Genomic DNA, 20,948 nt, shown 5'->3' on the forward strand with positions numbered 1-20,948 from the left:
AACTAGGCCCGCACGGTTCCATCACCAACAACAAGATATTTGAAACTGGTCAATTGCGCCGCACCGACAGGCCCGCGCGCATGCATCTTGCCTGTGGCGATGCCAATTTCTGCGCCCATGCCAAATTCACCACCATCAGCAAACTGGGTCGATGCGTTGCGCATCAAAATGGCGCTGTCGAGACGGGCAAAGAATGTCTCCGCCGCCATGTCGTCTTCTGTCAGGATACAGTCTGTGTGATTGGACCCAAATGTCTGAATGTGATCAATCGCGTCTTCAATATTATCGACAACTTTCGCGGCGATTGTCATGTCGAGAAATTCCATACCCCAATCATCCTGCGTCGCCACGCTGGACCCGACTAACCCCTGTGCATGTACGTCCACGCCCGCCTCCATAAGATCGCTGACAATCGCTTGGCCAAGCGCTGTCGCATTCTTGTGAACCAGCAAACATTCTGCCGCACCACAAATTCCGGTGCGCCGCGTCTTTGCGTTCAAAACAACAGCGCGCGCTTTTGCGGCGTCCGCATCTTTATCGATGTAGATGTGCACAATACCCTCAAGATGGGCAAAAACCGGGACGCGAGCCTCGCGTTGCACAAGTCCAACCAGCCCTTTACCGCCACGCGGCACAATCACGTCAATCGTGTTGGTCATCGTGAGCATTTCACGTACCGCCGCACGGTCACGGGTCGGAACGAGCTGGATAGAATCCATCGGCAACCCCGCAGACCGCAGACCGCCTCGCAGCGCTGCATGTATCGCAGTTGAACTGTGAAAACTCTCAGACCCACCGCGCAAAATCACCGCATTTCCGGCCTTTAGGCACAAGGCACCTGCATCGGCTGTCACGTTCGGTCGGCTTTCGTAAATAACGCCAATCACACCCAATGGCGTGCGCACACGGCGGATGTGTAGGCCGGTTGGTTGGGTCCATTCTTCCAACACCGCGCCCACAGGATCGTCTTGCGCTGCGACGGATTTTAGCCCGTTAACCATGCCCTCAATCCGCGCTTCGTCCAGCATCAGACGGTCCAGCATCGCTGCACTTAGACCCTTATCGCGACCAAACGCCATATCCTTGGCGTTGGCATCCATGATCGCGCTTTTTGCAGTCCAAACTGCATCTGCCGCCGCGACCAGCGCTTCGGTCTTGGCCTGCGGCGTGGCGACGGCCAATATCTTGGCGGCGGCTTTTGCCCGCGCACCAATGTCAGCCATAAGGTCGGGAATGTTCGTCTCATTTGTCATCAGATCACCATATCGTCACGATGAATAAATACACCGCGCCCCTCATACCCCAGCGCGCCAGCAATATCTTGGCTGCGCAACCCCTTGATCACCTGTGCCTCATCGCTCGAATAGCGCGACAGCCCAAGACCGAGGCGTTCGCCGCGCGCCGTCACAATCGCCACCGGATCGCCGCGCTGATAGCTGCCCATGGTGGCAATAATACCGATCGGCAACAAAGACTTACCAGATATTAATGCGGTTTGCGCCCCATCATCAACAGTGACGTCACCGTGGGATTTCATTGCCGCGATCCAGCGTTTGCGCGCAGCTTGGGGGTTCGTTTGCGCGGCAAACCACGTGCAACGCCCACCGTCACCAAGTACTTTCAATGGGTTAAGAGGCGTTCCTAATGCAATCACCATACTGCATCCGGCATCGGTGGCCATTTTTGCCGCCATTAGCTTGGTCTTCATGCCGCCCCGGGACAGACCAGACCCGGCGTCGCCAGCCTGACGTTCAATCTCAGGCGTAATTTTATCAATCTTATCATAATGCTGCGCATCACTATTCGTGTGAGGATTGTCAGAATAAAACCCGTCAACATCACTCAATAATACCAGACAATCTGCGCCAATCGTCACCGCAACCTGTGCGGCCAGCCGATCGTTATCACCGTAACGGATTTCGTCGGTCGCAACCGTATCGTTTTCATTCACAATCGGAGTCACACCGAGCGACAACAACGTTTCCATCGTCGCGCGGCTGTTTAGATAACGTCGCCGATCCTCGGAGTCCTCAAGCGTGACCAGTACCTGTGCCGTCGTTATCCCGTGCGGCGCAAGCGCTTCTTCATAGGCGCGCGCAAGCCTAATTTGCCCGACCGCTGCCGCTGCTTGCGATTGTTCTAGGGCCAATTCTGTTCGCGGCAGCCCCAGCACACCGCGTCCCAGCGCAATTGAACCGGATGACACCAAAATCACGTCGGTGCCCCGTGCCCGTATCGCCGCCACGTCCGTTGCCAGTGATCGCAACCAATCGAACCGCAGCCCAGCCACTTGATCCACAAGCAGTGCCGACCCAATCTTAACAACCAAACGTTTTGCAGATGTTAGGGCCGCCAAGGTTCTTCCTCCTCAACGGCGTTTTGGGCCAGTTTGTCCGCCGCGATTGTGGCTTTCAGCGCGCGCAGCACGTCGACCGTGCCCTCACCCGTGGCACCTGCCATCAACATCACATCAACGCCAGTTCCAGCCTTAATTTCATCCGCGATGAACTTGCGTTCCTCAGCATCAAGCGTGTCAATCTTGTTCAGCACGGTCACGCGTGGCTTGTCGACCAAATGGCCACCGTATTTTTCCAACTCACCAATGATAGTTTTGTAATCGCCCACCGGATCGCCCGATGTGCCATCGATCAAGTGCAAGAGCACCGAACAGCGTTCAACATGGCCAAGGAACAAATCACCGAGGCCTTTACCGTCGCTCGCGCCCTCAATCAGACCCGGGATATCCGCGACCACGAATTCGGACCCATCAACGCCGACAACTCCCAAATTCGGGATCAGAGTGGTAAAAGGATAATCTGCAATTTTTGGACGTGCGTTGGATGTCGCAGCCAAAAACGTTGATTTACCAGCGTTCGGCAGGCCCAACAGCCCTGCATCCGCAATTAGCTTCAGGCGCAACCAGACCGTGCGTTCAATCCCGTCTTGACCGGGGTTGGACCGACGCGGTGCTTGGTTGGTGGCGGTTTTGAAATGCAGGTTTCCCCACCCGCCATTGCCACCCTTTGCCAGCACAACAGTTTGCCCGGTTTCCGCCAAATCAATGAGAACAGTTTCCTGATCTTCATCCATAATCTCAGTCCCAGTCGGAACCTTAAGCAGGATGTCGTTGCCATCAGCACCCGTGCGCTGCTGACCTTTGCCGGCTTCGCCATTTTTGGCGAAAAAGTGCTGTTGATAGCGAAAATCAATCAACGTGTTGAGGTTATCAACCGCCTCGACGATCACATCACCGCCACGCCCGCCGTCACCGCCATTGGGTCCGCCAAATTCAATATACTTTTCACGCCGGAACGCGATGCAGCCACCACCGCCAGTACCGGAGCGGATGTAGACTTTGCACAGGTCGAGGAACTTCATGGGGTGGGCTTTCTAATAGGTTTAGCAGGGAGTACGCGAAACGTTGGTGTGGCTCAAGCGGGCTTGGCCGATCCTTTGGGGGCGGGACGACCTTGAGACTTCGGTTGGTCCATTTTGCGCGCATAGGTCCACGTCGGCGTCACTGAATTTCGCGCAACTGAAAACGTTTCTGCATCACCCAGATAGGCAAAGCCCGCGTTGATAAGGATGCGGGCGGAACTGGGATTGTCTTGAAACACTTGCGCATAGATGTCGCACGCACCTTGCGGGTTGGCGCGCAAAATTGCCTCAACCGCGTCGGTGGCAATGCCTGAATTCCAGAACGCCGGTGCCACCCAATAGCGGATCTCGGACTGGTTGCGATCAAGTTTGAACATCTTGATGACGCCCATAACCTCAGCGTGGCCATGTGCGGACCCGTCAACCGCCCAGAAATCTTCGGTGCGCTTTGGGTCGGTCGCCCGTTCGATCAAATTGGCGATGTATTCGGGTGGTAACGGATGTGGGATCACGCGCGTCATGTTCGCGACCCGCATGTCCCCCAGATGCATCTCAAGCAAACCACCGTCGGATGTGCGCAATGGGCGCAGCGTAAATCTCGGGGTGTCAATCACCGGCTGGGCGATGCCTTGGTCGACTACAGTCATTGGGCTGTTCCTTGGAATTGTGTGCCACCAAATAATGCATAAAAGACTGAGGCAACGGTCAATGCCGCCAGCGTCCACATCAGGTATTTTTCTCCGGGTCTTCCAGCCAAACCTGCCGCGATCCACTGACCAGCAAAGGTCCAGATCGGGTGCAGCACCATTTGTAAGCCCAACAGACAAATGGCTATCGTCGCTGTGGCTTGCAAGGGGGGAGTGTCTGCGATCACGAAGGTCGTAAAGCCCGTCGTGATCAGACCCCAAGCCTTGGGGTTCAGCGGGTGCACGATGAGGCCGGCCAAGAAACCGGGTGGCGGGCCATCGGCCGCCCCAACCTCAAGGCGCATGCCAGCCACGCGGTAGGCAAGCCACAGAATATAGGCGACCGAAATCCATTTTAGCGCTTGGAACACAAGAGGATAGTCGTCTTGTAATGCCAACAGACCGAACCCCAAGGGCCAAATGATCAGTTGTTTTCCAAGGGCGACGCCAGCCACAAACGGCAATGCGCGGCGCAAACCGTATCGCGCGCCTGTTGCCAGCAAGACCATATTGGCCGGACCGGGTGTGCCGACTTGCGACGTTGCAAATGCAAGAAAGGGCAGAATGGCGACAGACATGGAACCCCTTTCTATAAAACGGGTAGCGAACAGGAAAAGGGGCCAGTTTGCACCGACCCCTTTAAATTCAAAAAACCTAAGGTTCGGTTACTCGGCTGCCTCGGCAAGCGGAGCAACAGAGATAAAGGTGCGGCCCTTAAAGCCTTTGCGGAAGGTCACGTTGCCTTCGACGACTGCGAAGATCGTGTGATCCTTGCCTTCGCCAACGCCCTGACCCGGCCACCATTTGTTGCCGCGCTGACGTGCAATGATGTTGCCTGGAATGACAAGTTCGCCACCAAACTTTTTGATGCCAAGACGGCGACCAGCGGAGTCGCGACCGTTACGCGATGATCCGCCTGCTTTTTTATGTGCCATTGGTGTCTCTCCTTATTTCGCGAGGTCGGCAGCTTGCGCCACCCACTCTGGCTTCACTTTAACCGCATCGAACGTATCGACGTCAACTGCCGCAAGTGCCGCGTAAGACGTGACACCAGCCGCTACGAGCTTCTTGGCGGCAGCCGGACCAACACCAGTTATGGCTGTCAGATCGTCGGAGCCCGCGGGCGCCTCTGTTTCAGCAACCGGCTTTGCGGCTTTCGGCGCAGCCTTGGGTGCCGCAGTTTTCGCGGCCCTCTTAGGCTGGGACGCACGTTCTGCGTTTGCAGCGGCTTTCAGCGACGACGGCGCGCCTTTGTTGGCAGCACGTTCGATCATGGACGCTGACATAAAGCCGGTGCCATTCAGTGCGGCCATAACGCCAGACTTGCCTGCGCCAGTTTCCAAGATGGCACCGATGCGAACCAGTGTCAGTTGCTGACGGTGGCCTTTGGTACGCTTGGACGAATGCTTGCGGCGGCGCTTAACGAAGTTAATCGTCTTTTCGCCTTTGATCTGGTCGATCACTTCGGCCTGCACGCCAGCGTCATCAACCACGGGCGCGCCCACGTTCTTGCCAACCATCAGAATTTCGTTGAATTGGATTTTATCGCCGGTTTCGGCAGCGATCTTTTCGACCCGTAGTACATCACCAGTGGTGACTCGGTACTGCTTGCCGCCGGTTTTGAGAACCGCAAACATAGTGTCTTCCTTTTTTCATTCGCGTCTCTAGGGTCCCTTATTCATAAGGCGTTCATCGCTTTCGCGACCCGTGGACAGCGCGCCCATCTAGGGGCGAGTTTTCGCTTATATCCGAACAAATTCCTTGCTCGGATGGCGGTTTATCTGCCCAACCGCCCATCAAGTCAACCCAAAGCGAGCCATCAAATGCGCAAGTTCACCTTTGTTTTCCTATGCCTTGTGGCCGGTAGCACCAGCGACGCCAGCCATATCGGCACTTCACTGATATTGCCCCTTCGTGCCATTGGCATTGCGACATCAAATGCGTCCTGCAATCACACCGGCGGTCAGGTCGAAACCTTCGTTAAAACCAACCACCCTACCCTGATTGCCGACATCCAGCGCGGTGGCGGTGCGACGCTACCGCAAGCGTTCGATATCGCTCATGTGTCTGCTGCTAAAGTGCCTGCGGCTAAAGTTCCTGCGTCGTCATCTCATTGGCCGCAGCGCGACCCAAAGACCGGCTGATCCCCGTGAACAAGCGATCAAAACTCTCAAACATTGCGCGGTTGATTTTACTACCGGAATCCGTCTCCGAAAACGCAATATATGCCTGCAAATCCGCATCATCAAGCGGCTGGTACGCCATGAACAGGAACGAATAAATCCACTCAGTCGTGCTCTCGCGAATTTCTTGCTCTTGGCCCCAGACATCTGACAGTATTTGCTCTTCGCTCAACGCGCCATCAAATGCACCGCCATCCAAAAGCCCTGCATAAAACGCGAGGTTGGAATTCAGGGCCCCTTCGACGTTGGTTTCAATCAAGTTGTTGGTGTCGACGAATTCACCGACCAACTCAATGCGCGGGTTGTCATCCGCCGCTGCAATCGCTGCCACTTCTTTGCCAGCCTCTTCCACGGCGTCATCGAGCAATGCGCGCCGCGCGCTGACCTCAAGCCCAACGATCATCTGGCCTTGCTCCGAACCGAAGAAGTCAATCATCGGCGACAGATCGGCGTCTTCCAAAGACGCCACAAAATCCGTGCGCACCATGTTTTCCATCATGTCGTTGTCGTAAATCCGTTCCACCGTCGCGGCCCATTCAGCCGTCGGTGGTCCACCAAATAAATCTTGGCCGATAGTATCACCGTAATCGACCCCCTCTTGGCGCATGATCTCAATAATATCAGGCAGCATAAGTAGATCAAACAGCACATCCGTCTCGCTCTCCTGTGCGATCGCTGGCATGGCAAAGGTCGCGACGGTGGCAAGTGTTGCAAAACGCATAAACATCTGGGGCCTCATTTTTCTACTCACAATAGGAATAAGCGCGGCTGTCCACATTTCCAAGGGGCAGCACAGGACACGCACGCGATTGTCACCGAATGCCCTTGCGCGATGTGATCTGTCCGATTATCACGCCAACGATCAACTAAAGATCATCTGGCGCGGAGAGGTGGCGGAGTGGTCGAACGTGGCGGTCTCGAAAACCGTTGAGCCTAACGGCTCCCAGGGTTCGAATCCCTGTCTCTCCGCCAATTACTTCATATAAGTTATTGTAATTATTATATTTTATAGGGAACGCAATCTCACTGTCCCCCTCAAAGTCCCCCTGATTGATTTAGACTAATGCTAGCAATCTCTTGAACCGGAGTTGCGCGTAATAAAAAAACGCCGTTTCTCGTAAAGCCACATTACTGCCTGTAAGTTATAGTTACTCTGCGCCTATCCAGCTCGGTGGGGGGCCATCTTGCCCCTTCCAATTGAGACCAGTTTTTTCCGTCAAGCGGGCTCTTTCTTTTCTAGACTGGTCCACAAGATATCCTCCCACCCAGTCAATCAGTGGTTCCCAGTGCTGTGGAGCACCAAGACACATCGTGGAATTTAGAGTATCCTTAACCGTGACTGCTTTCCCATCAATCTCAAGTTCGGTCTTAACTGAAATTGTCTCATGGTCGCCGTTGTGTGCGTACCGTGTATTCCGTAGATCCATTATTTCTTGATGAGTAGCTTGCAACTCCGCAGGAATTTTTTTTGAACTAATTTTGCGAGAGCCATCAGCAAACATGCGGCCATACGAAATAACCAAGGCTGACTGATGCATGTCGATCTCGAATAAGACCTCCAGAGTAAAGTCTTCAGGCTTCCATGGACCCATCTCTTTCAAACGGCTGTAAATGAAAGATACTATGCTGAACGCATAACCGTTTGCCGTGCTATCTCGTAGCCGAGCAATATCCTCCGAATGTTCCTGAAGAAGCGCCTCAAGTTTCTTTTCTTCTGTCATCAGTTCTCAGCTCCGTGATGGTTGAGTGTTGGATTGCGAAGGCAGTTAGCGCGCAGACAAAAGACATTTTGGATCATCTTGCTGGTCGCATCAAGTGGATCGTTGGAGCCGGTCCTGTCTACAGGGGCTAATCTATATTCCTCGTTTGGCTTGTCCTAGCCTCTCATCAGGATGAATAAAGGTTGGTCTGCATCTGCAGAAAAGCATTCTTAACCGCGGGTAATCCACCCAACTTAATTTTACCTTCGCTAACGCTACCAAATCTGGCGGTCAGAAATGGTGTCAGCTCATTGGTGGCCAGTTCACTTTCACCACGCAGTTCATATGCACTCAGAATTGCCAAATGAAGGTCCTTCATTTCATTGTCGGTATTGGCGACACTACTCGCTCTGACACTGTCTGCCCTATCGTGGCGGGTCTTTGGTGGGTTCGTGAATAGGACATAGCTCAGAACGTCGAAAAGGTCGCTATCAGGGGTATCTACAAGCCTTCTGATATCATCCAGCCTGCCATGATCATATCTACGGTCATTAAGCTGCCGAAGGAAGCGTTCTCGGTTGTTCGGGTCGCTCCACAGCACCCGAAGTTGGTCTTCATCAGCTATGATGGCGGATAAATCTCCGAACAGGCGTTCCAAAAATTCCGCCGCTAAAATTGGCTTGCCGTCCGGTCCCCGATATGTCGTTGAGGCGATGTACTTGATGGTTCGCGTCTTGCCGTCCGACAGCTTAACTACGATCTTCTCGCGCGGAAGATCGTCCTCCCCCTCGCCGCATTGACAGGGTGGGTCGCTGCCCAGCGCAGGCTCTGGCCCTGTAGCCGGAGTGCGGGGGCCACTGGGTGCCTCCAGAGGCAGTGGTTCGCCATCCCAATCCGGATCATTGAAGTTCTCGTGCGCCTTGACGAAATCCCAGATCGTGAAAAAATCCTTGCCGTCGTAGGTTCGTGTGCCCCGACCGATGATCTGCTTGAATTCAATCATTGAGTTGATAGGGCGCATCAAGACAATGTGCCTGACATTGCGGGCATCGACGCCAGTGGACAGCTTCTGAAACGTCGTCAGGATCGTTGGAATTGTCTTGTCGTTGTCTTGGAAGTCCCTCAGGTGCTGGTCCCCGATTGCACCATCAGTCGCAGTCACGCGTTGGCAGTAATTGGGGTTGGTGCCGTCTTTCACTTGATTGATCAAGTCACGAACAAGAGCGGCGTGGGCTTGGGTGGCACAGAAAACCAAGGTCTTCTGCCTCTGGTCCATCTGGCCCATCAACTCCTTAACGCGGCTCAACTCGCGCTCTTGGATTATGATGCGGGTATTGAAGTCGCGCTCACTAAAGGTTTCACTCGGCTCAATGTCACCTTCGACCACATCGTCGGTGCCGTCATAAACATATTCGTCGATCGTACTGGCCATCTGACGCACTTTGAATGGTGTCAAGAAGCCGTCATCGATCCCATCTCGCAGGGCGTAGGTGTACGCAGGTTCACCAAAGTACGCATATCGGCTTCGGTTTTGTCGTGAATGCTCATGTACGCCTGTTCTCAATGACATAGTTACGCCAACTGGACTTCTTTTTCCCGCCCGTTGCAATCATTTGGCGGTCAACTTGATCTGGACTAAGATCGAAATGTACGCGCAGCACATCTACCTTGGAACAAAAATCCTCATACTCAACGGCTGTGTTTGCGTCAGAAACCCTGAAAGAAGAACCAGCCTTTTTAGCCCCTGCTTTCCACGTCCGCGTCACATCCATCTTTACCAATTCGTGACCGATGAGGAGATTGATCGAGCATCCCGCCCATTGATCCATGATATAAGCGTTCGGGCAGTCCTCCGAGGGGCGCGGCGTAAGAAAATAAATCAACTTGGTGAAATAGGCAGGACCCACACCGTAAAGATTGCTTTCGTCCCGAAGTCCGGCAAAACGCGCATAAGCAGCGCCCCGGTCAAGGTCGCCTTTGCGAATGCCATCGGCAATCTCGAGCCAGCCATCTTTCGCGGTATCAAAGAACTTCGGGCTATACCTTTGGTTCATGCCCCCCCACGCCATGATTGCAGCACTCACGGTTGACGTGTCGATGGAGGTGTCTTTTGCAAGGAAAAATAACTCTGAACGCGTCATTTGGTCTTGCGGTAACCGTGCGCTATCAACGTGCTTCAGGCCCCGAGCAAAGCTCTGAACAGCCTTCCCTCCGATATCATCCGGGTGCAGACCGTCTTTGGTCCCCTCCGCAAAAGCCGCAAGCGCTGCGACATTACAGCCGCTGGATAAAGTGTGGGCATTCTTCATATCAAATCCTCAATGGCCAGTCCTGCCGCACCATCTTGGCATTGCGGGCATTTGCGATGGTGAAAGTCCGACCCGTTTGCGCCGTAGCGGTAGCCGCAGATCCCATCATAAGGCAAGTGATGCAACCGATGTTGGTGCCTAATGCTGCAAAGCACACCAACCAGATTGCAATCTAAAGCAGACCTTGATGCACAACGCAGCGAACGACTAGTTCCCGCCCTTCATGTAGAAGTGGGCATGGCGCAGCATCTGTCACTATCGGCCCAGAGCTGCCATTCAGATAGCAGCTTTTGAATGTCCATTATTAATCGTTGGCTGAGAGCGAGTGATCGAAAAAAATGGATGTGGGTCATAAATGGCGGGCGACCCTGGAACGCTCATGGTCTTGTCCCGCTCGCCATTTGCAAGCCAAATGCAGCTTGACCCGGTTAAATCGGCATCGTTGGGTAACCAAGAGGCATCCGTCACATGTCAGTTTTGAAACAACACCCATTCAATGTAGTAAGAAACTACACAAACGGCATCAGTTAAAGAAATCTGCTCTTATACTTCTTACGCTTCTATTTTCGTCTGCAATGCATTGAGCCATGTCGACGGAACCTCTTTCAAAACCATAGCCTTCACATTTTCTTGTGAAGTGCTCAATGATTTGTTCCTGCGATGCAGTGTCAAACCAGGCTAAGCTTCCGACTTCGCCATGGGTACCATCTGGGTTAGCGCAGGCTGCAAGAAAAAGTGAAATGAACACTACTAAAATCCGAGAATTCATGATGTGTTTCTTCCAATTAGCTCAACGACACTGAATTAATCATAAAGGCAAATTGACCTCTGAAGCAAGGGCTTGCCAGTGTCTTCCTTGATAGCCGGACCCCAAAGACTTTGCCAGGTCCCAGCGCTGAGACGTCCCTGTTTTTTCAAAAGTTTTTTAAAAGAGATCAGCTTGCGTGCTAAACATGCTGCCCAGACTGAAGCCGAGGACGACCCAAGCACCTTGTCATACTCACTAAGCTGCATCGCTGCAACAGAATGCCTTGCCACTCACTGTATCGAGCTGCGGATTAATATTTGCGGAGGTTCCCTCGATAATTAGCTCCACTCTTCGTGTGAAAGCGGTGCCGCATTCAGTTCATCTCTGATCAGCCGCCATTGGGGCAGCTTTTGATTTAGCAATGCTACAAACCGATCCGAATGGTTCCGTTCAAAGAAATGAACCAGCTCATGCACAATGACGTACTCTAGACACAGTGGTGGTTTTTTCACCAGTTCAAGGTTCAGCCAGACACGCTTAGCCTCGATGTTGCAGGTGCCCCACTTGGTCTTCATTCGCTTTATCCCCCACCAGGGAGGATCGATGTCAAACGCTTTGGCCCAAGTTGCCATTAAGGGGGCGGCGCGATTGCGCAATTCACCGCGATACCAGTCTTGGAAAATACGCTCTCTTGTTGCCTGTTCACTTCCCGACCGGACATAGAGGTCAAGCGTCTGGCCGCTACGGATATGAACACGACCTGCGGGCGCGCCACTTACAACGTTCAAACGGTAGCGCTGGCCGAAGAAGAAATGGCTCTCGCCAGACACATAGGATCGCTCCGTTTGCCGCGGCTGGGTCCCAAACTTAGACTGCTGCCGTTTGATCCAACCCATCCGCGTAACGACGGCCAAACGCACTGCCTCATCACTAACGCCAACAGGGGCAGCAACCCGCACACGGCCATTTGGCGGGTAAACGCCAAGATGGAGGTTCTTAATCGGCTTTCTGACAACATCGACATCAATTCCGCCAACCGTGATCTGATGCCCTTCAATATTCATGCTGATTTCTGGCCAAGTCAAAAATCACATCCACCAAGGTTGGATCAGCGATATGTTCCTTGATTGCGTTGCGCACTTCCTTTTTCTTAACCGGATGGTCGCGCCAGGCGTCTTTCTTGGTCGCGCGTATGGCCGCGTCGACTGCCACAGCCAAGTCTTCATCTTCGCTGAGGTTATCATACAAGGCCCGCTTTGCAGGAGAGTTGACCGACGCAGGGTACGATGTCGTGGGCTCAGGCCTCTTTGCCTGCTTTGCCAATTCAACAATTTTTGCAAGATACGCTTCATAATCAATTACTTCAGTCCTCCGCTGCACGATCAGCGCGTCCAAGAGGTCCGACATCTTCTCATAGTACTTTGGATTGATCGGCGTTTCGTCGATGATCAGCTTGCGGACGTTATTTTCGATTGTTTCGGCAACCGCTTCTTTGTTCTTGCGAATTCCGCTGGGCAGAGCATCCACAGCATCAACGCCTCGCTCGACGATCAGCTGGATCAGTGACATGTCGTCAAAATTCGAAATGATCTCGCTTTCCTCGGCACGGATATAGGTGTCGATCAAGTGCCGCATCGCAGGTTCGTACATCTTGAGATCAATGTAGTCGCCACTGGCCAACTTCACCTCGTTTCGGACTTTTTCAAAGTGATCAACGTCCGCCTTAATGGCCGCCATTTCGCTATCTGAATAGCCTACTTCACCCATCTCATTTGCTGTCTCTGCATAGGCGCGCACAAGCGATGCAACCAGCCGGTAAAGAGCCAGACGCTTCGGCTCATTCTCTTTCAAGGCATCTTTGTCTGAAGTATCTTTGGCACAGAAAAATTGCAAATAAGCGTGAGTGTCTCGAGGCGTCTCAACGGGTTCGCAAAGTGCACGAACGGCTTCCAGTGCGTCGTCCAAGCGGTCCCGCGCCATCTTCAGGCGATCGGTCAACAGTCCTGCAACATCCTCCTTGTCATAACCGTCGAAAGCCTCGGTTGTGTAATCTTCGATCGAAGTCTCAAGGCTTTTGAACAAGTCCTTATAGTCGATGATGTAGCCGTATTCTTTGTCGTCGCCGTCCAACCGGTTGACGCGGCAAATAGCTTGGAACAGTCCATGGTCCTGCATCTTCTTGTCGATGTAGAGGTATGTGGCCGATGGTGCATCGAACCCGGTCAGAAGTTTGTCCACTACGATCAGCAACTTCATTTGCCCCGGCTCGTCGATGAACTTCTTCTTGGCTTGTTTTTCGAATGCCTCTGCATCCTGACCGCCCAGCATCTTGGTGTAGATTTCGTATTGCCGCAGTCGCTCGGTAAGCCCCTCGCCGCTTTCTTCGCCCTTGATATCGCTCGCGGTGGGCTTGTACGACGTGACGATCGCGCATTTTCCTGCCAGATCGGTTTTGTCGAACAACTCATAGAACTTGCACGCCTGATAAATGCTCGACGACACCAGCATAGCGTTGCCGTGCCCGCTCTTCAGGCGGTCCCTCAACTCCATGTCTAACAAGATGTCCGCAACGATCTTCTCAAGACGTGACTGGCTCGACATGACCTTCTGCATCGTGCCCCAGCGAGCCTTAAGCTGCGCCTTGGCCAGATCGTTCAGGCCCTGTGTCTTAATTTCGAACCACTTGTTGATCTTGTCCTGCGACGTGATGTTCTGATCGATATCCCGCGCCTCATAGCGCAGATCCAACACGACACCGTCAGCCACCGCCTCATTGAATTTGTAGGTATGAATATAGGGGCCAAACACTTCGAGGCTTGTCCGCTTGTCCTCTTTCAGCAGCGGCGTGCCGGTGAAGCCGATGAACATAGCATTCGGCAGGATCGCCTTCATTGCCTTGTGCAGGTCGCCACTTTGCGAGCGATGACATTCATCAACAAAGACGTATAGATCACCTTTGGCATGAAAATCCTTTGGCAACGCTTGGCTCATTTCTTCAATGTAGCCGCTGACATCGCCGTCAGCCTCTTCCTTGCCGCCGAACTTGTGGATCAGGGAACACAGCAACCAAGGGGCCTCAGCATTCAATCGTGCGATAAGGTCGGCACCACTTTTGCTGCGCAGAATATCCTCATTGACGCCCTTGAAAACCTTTTCGATCTGCTCATCCAGCTCGGTGCGGTCAGTGATCACAAGCACGCGGGCGTCCTTGACGTTTTCGCGTATCCACTTGGCCAGCCAAACCATCGTCAGGCTCTTACCCGAGCCTTGGGTGTGCCAGATGATCCCGCCCTCGCGGCGCCTGATCTGCTCTTGCGCCGCACGCACACCAAAATACTGGTTGTGGCGGCAGGTCTTTTTAACTCCAGCATCGAAAACCAAAAAGTTGTGGATCATCTCCAGAAAACGGTCCTTGGCGCACAGCCGGACCAGCGCACAATCAAGCGGTGATGCCCCTTCCGCACTCGGAGCGTCCGGCAGATAGCGCTTGTCGCGAGGATCAATCCCTTCGCGATAAGCTGGGTTCTCCTCGCGCCAAGACAGCCAGTATTTCTCCTTAGCCTCAATTACGCTGTAGCGCAGCCCTTCGGTATCATTCCCTGCCATGATCATCTGCATGGTGGAAAAGAACCGCTGGATGAACATCGGTTTCTGGTTGTCGAGATTCTGACGGATGCCTTCCGACACCGACACGGTCGAGCGTTTCAGCTCCAGCACGCCGAGCGCAATACCGTTAACATAAATTACCACATCAGGGCGCTTGCCAAAGGTCTTGCCGTCCGACGTCGCTGCCTTGACAGCCACCTCCTCAGCGACGGCAAAATGGTTAGCCTCGGGGTTAGCCCAATCGATCAGCCAGACGGTCTGGGTCAGTTCGCCCACCTCAGCCTTCACCTTTACACCATAGCGCAGCAGGTCATAAACATCTCGATTGATGTCATACAGGCTGCGGGACTGGTCGGTGGCAGTCTTGGTCAAATGCGCAATGGCGCGGGTGATCAGCGCGGGGGCATAACCCTGGGTTTCAAGGAAGGGCCGTAGATAGACCTCTTCGATGTTGTGGTTATCATCGCGGTCAATCCAGTTACCAAGGTAGTCGTAACCCAACTGATCCTGAAATAGTTGGACCACTCGTGCTTGGGTTTTTTTCTCGATCTGTCCAACTGTACTCATGACTGAACCTGCTTGCTGTTAATTTGCGGCAACGGTGCCCATATCCACCCCTCTGACGGCGGTGCGTTGGAGGGGGGAGCTTCCAACCAGTCGCGCCTCAGCGCGAACACGTGAGCGATATGGGCGCACACCTCTGCGTCTATTATGTCGGCCTCCCGCCCCTTGATCGACTTGGTCAGTTCGGTAAACACACCACGCGCCCGGGCACGGCAAAGGGCGGGATAAGTCTCAATCATCGTTAACGCTTCACCATCTGACCAAACGCCAGTCGCGATGGGGTGAGGGGCAAAGCGCGCAAGGACGTGCATCGCTTTGGTCGACTGGCTACCGATCATGTCTTTTATGGCTGAAAGCGGTGTGATCCCTTCTTCCGCCAGTCTGCGCTCTGTCAGGCGATAGAGGTAGGGGTTCGCGGCGGATTGGCCCAATTCGGCCACTGCTGTTCTACGGGCAATCAGACTGGTGAACGCCTCGGGAAAGCCCAGCGACGCGTCGATTGCAAGGGTGGCCTGCACGTGATCTGCCGCCTTGCTTACTTTGCAGAGGGCCAGAAAAGCGGCGAGGAAAGCTGCACCCGTCTCGCTGGCGTTGATGGTCTGGCGCAGGTTGCCGCGCCAGGGCTGGCCGATACGTTGGCCGTCCGCGTCGAGGATGACCAGTGCATCGCGGCTGTTGGGGTTCTTGTCGCAGTTCCAGCCACCGACATCCCAGCCGATGAACAACTGGTCCAGATCAGCGCCCGGCGTCATACCAGCCGCACCTTTCCGGTCAGCAATTCCTGCATCATGCCCTGCTTGACCGTGCGGGCCTTGGCGGCGCGGGCTTCGAGTGCCGCGAGATCGGCGTCCATGTCAGAGAGGACTTCGGCAATGGCGGTTTGTTCCTCTATGGGTGGCAAATTGACAAGAAATTTCTCCATTCCAGTCTTTGTCAAATGTAACATCGTGGAACCACCCATCGTGGCTTGTAGTGCTTCCGTAATTTCAACCAATTTGTAATAGTAAAATTGGCGATCAACTTCTTCGGTGTCACATTCTAACTTCCAAATGTGATAGTGGAAGATTGCACGCGGCCCTGTCCATATGTGGGGCCCAAAAGAAGCCGACCACATATAAATGAGATCACCTTCAAGCATGTATTGCCGCTCTGGCAGAACCAATTTGGAGTAGTAGAATTTCTCACCTGAGCCTGTGAGGTTTTGCAGTCGGCAAACCGGTGTTCCGGAAGTCTCCCACTCATGTCTCCCGTACGCGCGTCCATTGATAAAAGTGATGACGTCTTGTTGCTGGGACACCTTCCACTCCCCCGAAAACCCCGGCAGGCGGGTTTTGCCAGTGAGGAGCTGCTGCATGGCGGCCTGCTTGAGGTCGCGCTTCTTGGCGATCATTGCCTCCAGCGCCGCAATCAACGCATCCGCATCACTCAACGCCTCCGCAATGGCGCGTTGTTCAGGGAGAGGTGGAAAAGTGATGGGGCACGCGCTTAGCACCCGTTGATCGATTGTCGTCATCGTTCCCGTTTTGGCGTGAGATATCAAATAGCGACGAGTGTTTGATGCTGTGCATGCCCTGAAAAGAAATAGAGCATCGATAATTTTGGGATTTGGGCGATATCGAATTACATGGCTGTCAAAAACCACAGTGTCGCCCTCAGCTATGGACACATGATTACATTGCGCAATGCCAGACGGCACTATTGATGACCTTGTAAAGAAAAGGTCTCCATCGTTCACTTGGAAACGTTTTTGTTCGTCCGGCGACGCATCAAACCTTTCAAGAAAACCAACCGGGATTGGAGAACCTCCGTAAAGGTCTCCAACATTGATCATAGGGCAGCCTTTACCTTTTCTATTGGCCTCAAAGAAAACACCATTTTGCATTGGGTATTCGGCAAGGTTGGCTAATGTGGATACTTCCCAGTCGTCCGGGATCACCCCCACTTCAGACAACCTATAACCCGACCTAATTTTTACTCGCATTGTCACGCCGCAAACTCAATCAGTTTCTGACACGCGCTACGCTCAAACTCTGCAAACATTTTAAACATTTGGACAAGCTTCCATCTCTGCGTAATCTCATTCAGTTGCATCATACTTGGAGTAACCATTTGTTTGATTTGTGTGAAACCAACTACTTGTCACCCCGGAGCAATCGAAACTGTTTGGGCCATGCCAATGACGGTTTCAGGCAAAGTCCATCTTCTCTAACGAAGGCACAGACTTTGGGTATAGAGTGACGCCCACAGATATCGGGATTGGCATAACGGCAACCTTCAGTCTGGGTTTCCGTGTCATTTGGTTTCAGTGGCGCATGAAACGCACCCAGCTTTTTAGTCGCATTGGTCATGCTGCATATCCCATTTTTTTCAAATGCGCGGCGACGCGGGCGTCCAAAGTGTTCAGTTCGTCTATCAACTTTGGCAATGGCTTGGAATAGCGTTCCGCCAGCACCTTGACCCTCCCCGCCAACGCCTGACTGACGCGATCCACTTCTGCCGCCACATCGCCGCGGACCTGCGCCAGCCATTTATCCTCGACCAGCAGCGCCTTGACCTCGGCCTCGCTCAACTTGGCATATTGCGCCACGACCATGGCATCCAGCGCCGCCTGCCGCTCTGTCTTCTCGGCTTTGGCAGCCGCAGCCCGTTCCAGCCCGTCCAGATAGGACCGGATGATCCGAAGGTCGGCAAAGTCCTCGCTGTCTGGCTCGTTTTCCATCTGCTGTAGTAGTCTTTTTTCTGCCATCTCGCGGGTTTCCTTGGCCGATTTGCGCTGCGCTTTCAGCAACTTGTCACGCTCAAGATATTTCTCAAGGGTGGCCTGATCCTCGTGCGTGTTCGCCTGCTTGATCTGGTCCTTGATTGCGCCCAAAGTCAGCTTGCCCTTGGCGTTCTTCAAAGGCCCAAAGACCGGCTGATACGTCAAGTCGTCGATATCAACGACAAGCCTCTCGGCATTATCAATGCACGTGCGATGTTGCCGCAGACTGGCTGGGTCACGCTGGTTCCAGACAGTGTCAAAGGCATCGGCCCAAGCCGCCAGCGCCTCGTTCTTTTTCTCAACCACAAAAAGCGCGTCGCCTTCGCCGCCATGTGTTTCCTGAAGCTCTGTCACGACGGCCTCGTCCTGCTCAAGCTCTTCGGTCAGACGATCAACCTCTGCCTGCTCTACCGCAAAGAACCGCGCCACGATCAGCGCGGGCGGGATCAGTTCGGCTTTTAGGTGGCGCTTGCCAATCTTGATGTCCGGCGTTTCAGAGTATTTGCCGTCGGCGTTCTTAACTAGTTCGCGGATTACGCGCCCAGCCGCCCAGCCATCCTGCACCAGCACATAGGTATCGTCCTGCATCACCTCGGACCAATAGGTCATAAGGTGCTGATAGACATCATAGCCATCGATCAGTGACACGGGTTTAAAGCGCTCCAGCAGATCCTCGGAGATTTCGGCGATCAGGTCTTTGGGTTTGTCACCAATGGCGATGCCGCGCAGCCCGCCCTCATGCGCCGCGCGCCATGCGTCAAACACCGCCGTCACGCTGTCGGTAAAGGTGGCAAATTCGGGATGGTGCAGAATGGCGGATTTCACACCAGCGGCTTCGACCAGAGGTGCCAGATATCCGGGCCTGTCGCCCGGCGCAAAGAGTGTGTCGCGCACGGCAGGCAGCATTTGCCAAAAGTCGCCGAAGCCATCTACATCGCTTACCGGAATGCCACCGCGCAGGTGGGCATCGATATCCTGCAAATCTTCAGGTTTAGAGCTGTCGATGTAACGCGGGATGTTGAGGTTGAAGCCGTGCTTTTCAATCTCGGCCAGGGGCACCATGCGCGAGTATTTGTCGATCTCGATCTGCTTGGTGAACGCATCGACGATCTTGTGCAGATCTTGGGACCGCAGGCGGTTCTTGTTGCCGTCCTTCACAAAACCCTTGGAAGCGTCGACCATGAAGATACCGGTGCGGGCCTGGGCGTTTTCCTTGTCGATCACGATGATACAGGCGGGAATGCCGGTGCCGTAGAACAGGTTAGCAGGCAGGCCGATGATGCCCTTGATATAGCCCTTGCGGATAATCTTCTCGCGGATTTCGCTTTCTGCATTGCCACGGAACAGCACACCGTGTGGCAGAATGACTGCTCCTTTGCCGGTTGTTTTTAGCGAGGCGACGATGTGAAGGAGATAAGCATAGTCGCCGTTCTTTGCAGGCGGCACGCCATAGCCGAAGCGATCATACTGGTCATTGACGGGATCAAGCCCGGTGCTCCAAGCCTTATCCGAGAACGGCGGGTTGGCGACAACGAAGTCAAACGTCTTAAGCCCACCGGTATCATTCTTGAAATGCGGGCTGGCGAGGGTGTTGTCACGCCAGATTTCAGCAGTCGGATCATCATGCAGCACCATGTTCATCTTGGCCAAAGCGCGGGTCGCCACGTCTTTTTCTTGGCCGTAAATCGTGATGCCTGCTGGTGCTTCGTCCCGCGCTTTCAGCAGCAGAGAGCCGGAGCCGCAGGTTGGGTCGTAGATCGTCTGATCCGGCCGATTGGACGCGCTGATGCCGATCGCTTTGGCCATGATCCGCGACACTTCAGCTGGCGTGTAAAACTGACCTTTGCTCTTGCCTGCCTCTGTCGCGAAGTGACGCATCAGGTATTCGTAGGCATCGCCAAGGATATCGTCGCCTTCGGCGCGGTTGTTGCGGAAGTCGAGTTCGGGCCGATTGAAAATCGCGATCAAGTTCGACAGGCGGTCAACCATTTCCTTGCCTGTGCCGAGTTTCTCTTCCTCGTTGAAATCAGCAACGTCAATGACGCCTTTGAGATCATTGGCCTCAGCCAACCTCGAAATGATAACATTGATCTTGTCACCTATCTCTTTGTCGCCCTTTAGAGCGACCATATCCGCAAAACTGCCACCCTCAGGGATTTCGATCAGACCGTCAGGGTCGCCCGCATATTTGTCAGAGACGTATTTCACAAACAGCAAGACGAGGACGTAGTCCTTGTATTGCGAGGCATCCATGCCGCCACGAAGCGCATCACAGCTTGCCCAGAGTGAGCTGTAAATTTCAGATTTTTTGACTGCCACGAAGTCCTCTTTTTCTGTTCGGCGCTCGGGACTGAAGGATCAGTCAACTGCACGTTGATTGGCTTTAGCCATATAGATCAGGAGAGTTTACAGCTTTCAACCGACGATAAATCATGAAGGCGAGTTTCAGGCCTATTCTGTTGAAAAACTCGGCTCGGAGTTGTCGACCTTCCAAAAACCAGAGCAACGTTCTCCTAACATGCAGAATGGCCCTCATAGTAGCAGTTTTTCTCAAAAACTGGTAACGATGTGCTGCTAGTTGGTCCGTTTTCACCTGTCATCCGAGTTTTTCAACAGAATAGGCCAAACACTCGATCATGTTAAATGGACACCGCCGCGCATTCTAGTGCCGCGGGAACTGGTGCAAGAAGGTCGGCAACAATTGCCTTCAGCATGCGGCTAAGGCCCAACAAAAGCAGATGATGAAGCTTCTCTCGATGACCGACAAGTTCAGCCAGTTCATGAATACTGTTTACGATATGATACAGAACGACGTAGGTAAGTAGAGAACGGAGAGCATTCGCAATCATCACTACCGGTTTGTGATGCTGATGAAGCCTTACGTCCCGGACGATGAGCCTTGCCCAAAGTTATCGGCTACGCGGGCGCGGTGAGTGAACGCTGTAGGAAGCGGCAACCGAGCCAACTCTGGCGCAGGTCTGGCTGGCAGATATGTACGGCAAATAACCGACCA

The 20,948-nt window shown here is 53.7% G+C and carries 17 protein-coding genes, 1 tRNA gene and 1 pseudogene; 2 read left to right on the forward strand and 17 right to left on the reverse strand.

Annotation, left to right across the window (positions count from 1 at the left end; genetic code table 11):
• Window positions 1-2: 2 nt before the first annotated feature.
• The 7 genes from OAN307_RS13260 to rplU form a co-directional block, all read right to left on the reverse strand.
• On the reverse strand, window positions 3-1,253 hold the full coding sequence (locus OAN307_RS13260; RefSeq protein ID WP_015500214.1) for a glutamate-5-semialdehyde dehydrogenase: 1,251 nt from the start codon (window positions 1,251-1,253) through the stop codon (window positions 3-5).
• A complete protein-coding gene (proB, locus tag OAN307_RS13265; RefSeq protein WP_015500215.1) occupies window positions 1,253-2,356 on the reverse strand; it encodes a glutamate 5-kinase in 1,104 nt (367 codons plus the stop codon). Before proB ends, OAN307_RS13260 begins: the two co-directional genes overlap by 1 nt.
• The gene (obgE, locus tag OAN307_RS13270) at window positions 2,344-3,378 is read right to left on the reverse strand and encodes a GTPase ObgE (RefSeq protein ID WP_015500216.1); all 1,035 of its coding nucleotides are present in this window, start codon (window positions 3,376-3,378) and stop codon (window positions 2,344-2,346) included. Before obgE ends, proB begins: the two co-directional genes overlap by 13 nt.
• A 53-nt stretch (window positions 3,379-3,431) precedes the next feature.
• Window positions 3,432-4,025, reverse strand: coding sequence for a GNAT family N-acetyltransferase (locus tag OAN307_RS13275; protein ID WP_015500217.1), 594 nt, complete (start codon window positions 4,023-4,025; stop codon window positions 3,432-3,434).
• Window positions 4,022-4,642 (reverse strand): LysE family translocator, encoded by a 621-nt coding sequence (locus tag OAN307_RS13280; RefSeq protein ID WP_015500218.1) that lies wholly within the window; start codon window positions 4,640-4,642, stop codon window positions 4,022-4,024. The genes OAN307_RS13275 and OAN307_RS13280 overlap by 4 nt, the downstream gene beginning before the upstream one ends.
• 87 nt (window positions 4,643-4,729) lie before the next feature.
• Window positions 4,730-4,999, reverse strand: a complete 270-nt coding sequence (rpmA, locus tag OAN307_RS13285; RefSeq protein ID WP_015495099.1) for a 50S ribosomal protein L27 — start codon at window positions 4,997-4,999, stop codon at window positions 4,730-4,732.
• Between the two features lie 12 nt (window positions 5,000-5,011).
• Complete coding sequence (rplU, locus tag OAN307_RS13290; protein WP_015500219.1) at window positions 5,012-5,701, reverse strand: 50S ribosomal protein L21; 690 nt, start codon at window positions 5,699-5,701, stop codon at window positions 5,012-5,014.
• A gap of 186 nt (window positions 5,702-5,887) precedes the next feature.
• On the opposite strand from rplU, the gene OAN307_RS26465 reads away from it, so the two are divergent.
• Window positions 5,888-6,208: a hypothetical protein gene (locus OAN307_RS26465; RefSeq protein ID WP_187292464.1), complete on the forward strand. Its 321-nt coding sequence runs from the start codon at window positions 5,888-5,890 to the stop codon at window positions 6,206-6,208.
• On the opposite strand, the gene OAN307_RS13300 is transcribed toward OAN307_RS26465, so the two are convergent.
• Window positions 6,153-6,974, reverse strand: coding sequence for a DUF2059 domain-containing protein (locus tag OAN307_RS13300; RefSeq protein WP_015500220.1), 822 nt, complete (start codon window positions 6,972-6,974; stop codon window positions 6,153-6,155). The genes OAN307_RS26465 and OAN307_RS13300 overlap by 56 nt on opposite strands.
• 157 nt (window positions 6,975-7,131) lie before the next feature.
• Between OAN307_RS13300 and OAN307_RS13305 the strand changes: the two genes are divergently transcribed.
• Window positions 7,132-7,219 (forward strand) — tRNA-Ser (locus tag OAN307_RS13305).
• 176 nt (window positions 7,220-7,395) lie between these two features.
• On the opposite strand, the gene OAN307_RS13310 is transcribed toward OAN307_RS13305, so the two are convergent.
• The 9 genes and pseudogenes from OAN307_RS13310 to OAN307_RS13350 all read right to left on the reverse strand — a co-directional run bounded on the left by OAN307_RS13310 (window position 7,396) and on the right by OAN307_RS13350 (window position 20,254).
• A complete protein-coding gene (locus OAN307_RS13310) occupies window positions 7,396-7,968 on the reverse strand; it encodes a hypothetical protein (protein WP_015500221.1) in 573 nt (190 codons plus the stop codon).
• Between the two features lie 166 nt (window positions 7,969-8,134).
• Window positions 8,135-9,484, reverse strand: a pseudogene (locus tag OAN307_RS13315) (type I restriction-modification enzyme R subunit C-terminal domain-containing protein); the annotation flags it as partial.
• Window positions 9,485-9,491: 7 nt separating this feature from the next.
• Window positions 9,492-10,256, reverse strand: a complete 765-nt coding sequence (locus OAN307_RS13320) for an 8-oxoguanine DNA glycosylase OGG fold protein (protein ID WP_015500223.1) — start codon at window positions 10,254-10,256, stop codon at window positions 9,492-9,494.
• Between the two features lie 523 nt (window positions 10,257-10,779).
• Window positions 10,780-11,025, reverse strand: a complete 246-nt coding sequence (locus tag OAN307_RS28040; RefSeq protein WP_144055579.1) for a hypothetical protein — start codon at window positions 11,023-11,025, stop codon at window positions 10,780-10,782.
• A 317-nt stretch (window positions 11,026-11,342) separates the two neighbouring features.
• Window positions 11,343-12,068, reverse strand: a complete 726-nt coding sequence (locus tag OAN307_RS13325; RefSeq protein ID WP_015500224.1) for a M48 family metallopeptidase — start codon at window positions 12,066-12,068, stop codon at window positions 11,343-11,345.
• Window positions 12,058-15,177 carry a type I restriction endonuclease subunit R gene (locus tag OAN307_RS13330; protein WP_015500225.1) on the reverse strand — a complete coding sequence of 1,040 codons (3,120 nt, stop codon included), beginning with the start codon at window positions 15,175-15,177 and terminating at the stop codon, window positions 12,058-12,060. The genes OAN307_RS13325 and OAN307_RS13330 overlap by 11 nt, the downstream gene beginning before the upstream one ends.
• Window positions 15,174-15,926 (reverse strand): hypothetical protein, encoded by a 753-nt coding sequence (locus OAN307_RS13335; RefSeq protein ID WP_015500226.1) that lies wholly within the window; start codon window positions 15,924-15,926, stop codon window positions 15,174-15,176. Before OAN307_RS13335 ends, OAN307_RS13330 begins: the two co-directional genes overlap by 4 nt.
• Entirely contained in the window at window positions 15,923-17,116 is a 1,194-nt protein-coding gene (locus tag OAN307_RS13340; RefSeq protein ID WP_245541055.1) for a restriction endonuclease subunit S, read from the reverse strand. The genes OAN307_RS13335 and OAN307_RS13340 overlap by 4 nt, the downstream gene beginning before the upstream one ends.
• A 402-nt stretch (window positions 17,117-17,518) precedes the next feature.
• On the reverse strand, window positions 17,519-20,254 hold the full coding sequence (locus OAN307_RS13350; RefSeq protein WP_015500228.1) for a type I restriction-modification system subunit M: 2,736 nt from the start codon (window positions 20,252-20,254) through the stop codon (window positions 17,519-17,521).
• Window positions 20,255-20,948 lie beyond the last annotated feature (694 nt).

It is taken from the genome of Octadecabacter antarcticus 307 (assembly GCF_000155675.2).
Lineage (GTDB): Bacteria > Pseudomonadota > Alphaproteobacteria > Rhodobacterales > Rhodobacteraceae > Octadecabacter > Octadecabacter antarcticus.

Coding starts and splice junctions, on each gene's coding strand:
- OAN307_RS13260 (WP_015500214.1), bottom strand. CDS start 1,253: ATGACAAATGAGACGAACATTCCCGACCTTATGGCTGACATTGGTGCG.
- obgE (WP_015500216.1), bottom strand. CDS start 3,378: ATGAAGTTCCTCGACCTGTGCAAAGTCTACATCCGCTCCGGTACTGGC.
- OAN307_RS13275 (WP_015500217.1), bottom strand. CDS start 4,025: ATGACTGTAGTCGACCAAGGCATCGCCCAGCCGGTGATTGACACCCCG.
- OAN307_RS13280 (WP_015500218.1), bottom strand. CDS start 4,642: ATGTCTGTCGCCATTCTGCCCTTTCTTGCATTTGCAACGTCGCAAGTC.
- rpmA (WP_015495099.1), bottom strand. CDS start 4,999: ATGGCACATAAAAAAGCAGGCGGATCATCGCGTAACGGTCGCGACTCC.
- rplU (WP_015500219.1), bottom strand. CDS start 5,701: ATGTTTGCGGTTCTCAAAACCGGCGGCAAGCAGTACCGAGTCACCACT.
- OAN307_RS26465 (WP_187292464.1), top strand. CDS start 5,888: ATGCGCAAGTTCACCTTTGTTTTCCTATGCCTTGTGGCCGGTAGCACC.
- OAN307_RS13300 (WP_015500220.1), bottom strand. CDS start 6,974: ATGTTTATGCGTTTTGCAACACTTGCCACCGTCGCGACCTTTGCCATG.
- OAN307_RS13310 (WP_015500221.1), bottom strand. CDS start 7,968: ATGACAGAAGAAAAGAAACTTGAGGCGCTTCTTCAGGAACATTCGGAG.
- OAN307_RS13320 (WP_015500223.1), bottom strand. CDS start 10,256: ATGAAGAATGCCCACACTTTATCCAGCGGCTGTAATGTCGCAGCGCTT.
- OAN307_RS28040 (WP_144055579.1), bottom strand. CDS start 11,025: ATGAATTCTCGGATTTTAGTAGTGTTCATTTCACTTTTTCTTGCAGCC.
- OAN307_RS13325 (WP_015500224.1), bottom strand. CDS start 12,068: ATGAATATTGAAGGGCATCAGATCACGGTTGGCGGAATTGATGTCGAT.
- OAN307_RS13330 (WP_015500225.1), bottom strand. CDS start 15,177: ATGAGTACAGTTGGACAGATCGAGAAAAAAACCCAAGCACGAGTGGTC.
- OAN307_RS13335 (WP_015500226.1), bottom strand. CDS start 15,926: ATGACGCCGGGCGCTGATCTGGACCAGTTGTTCATCGGCTGGGATGTC.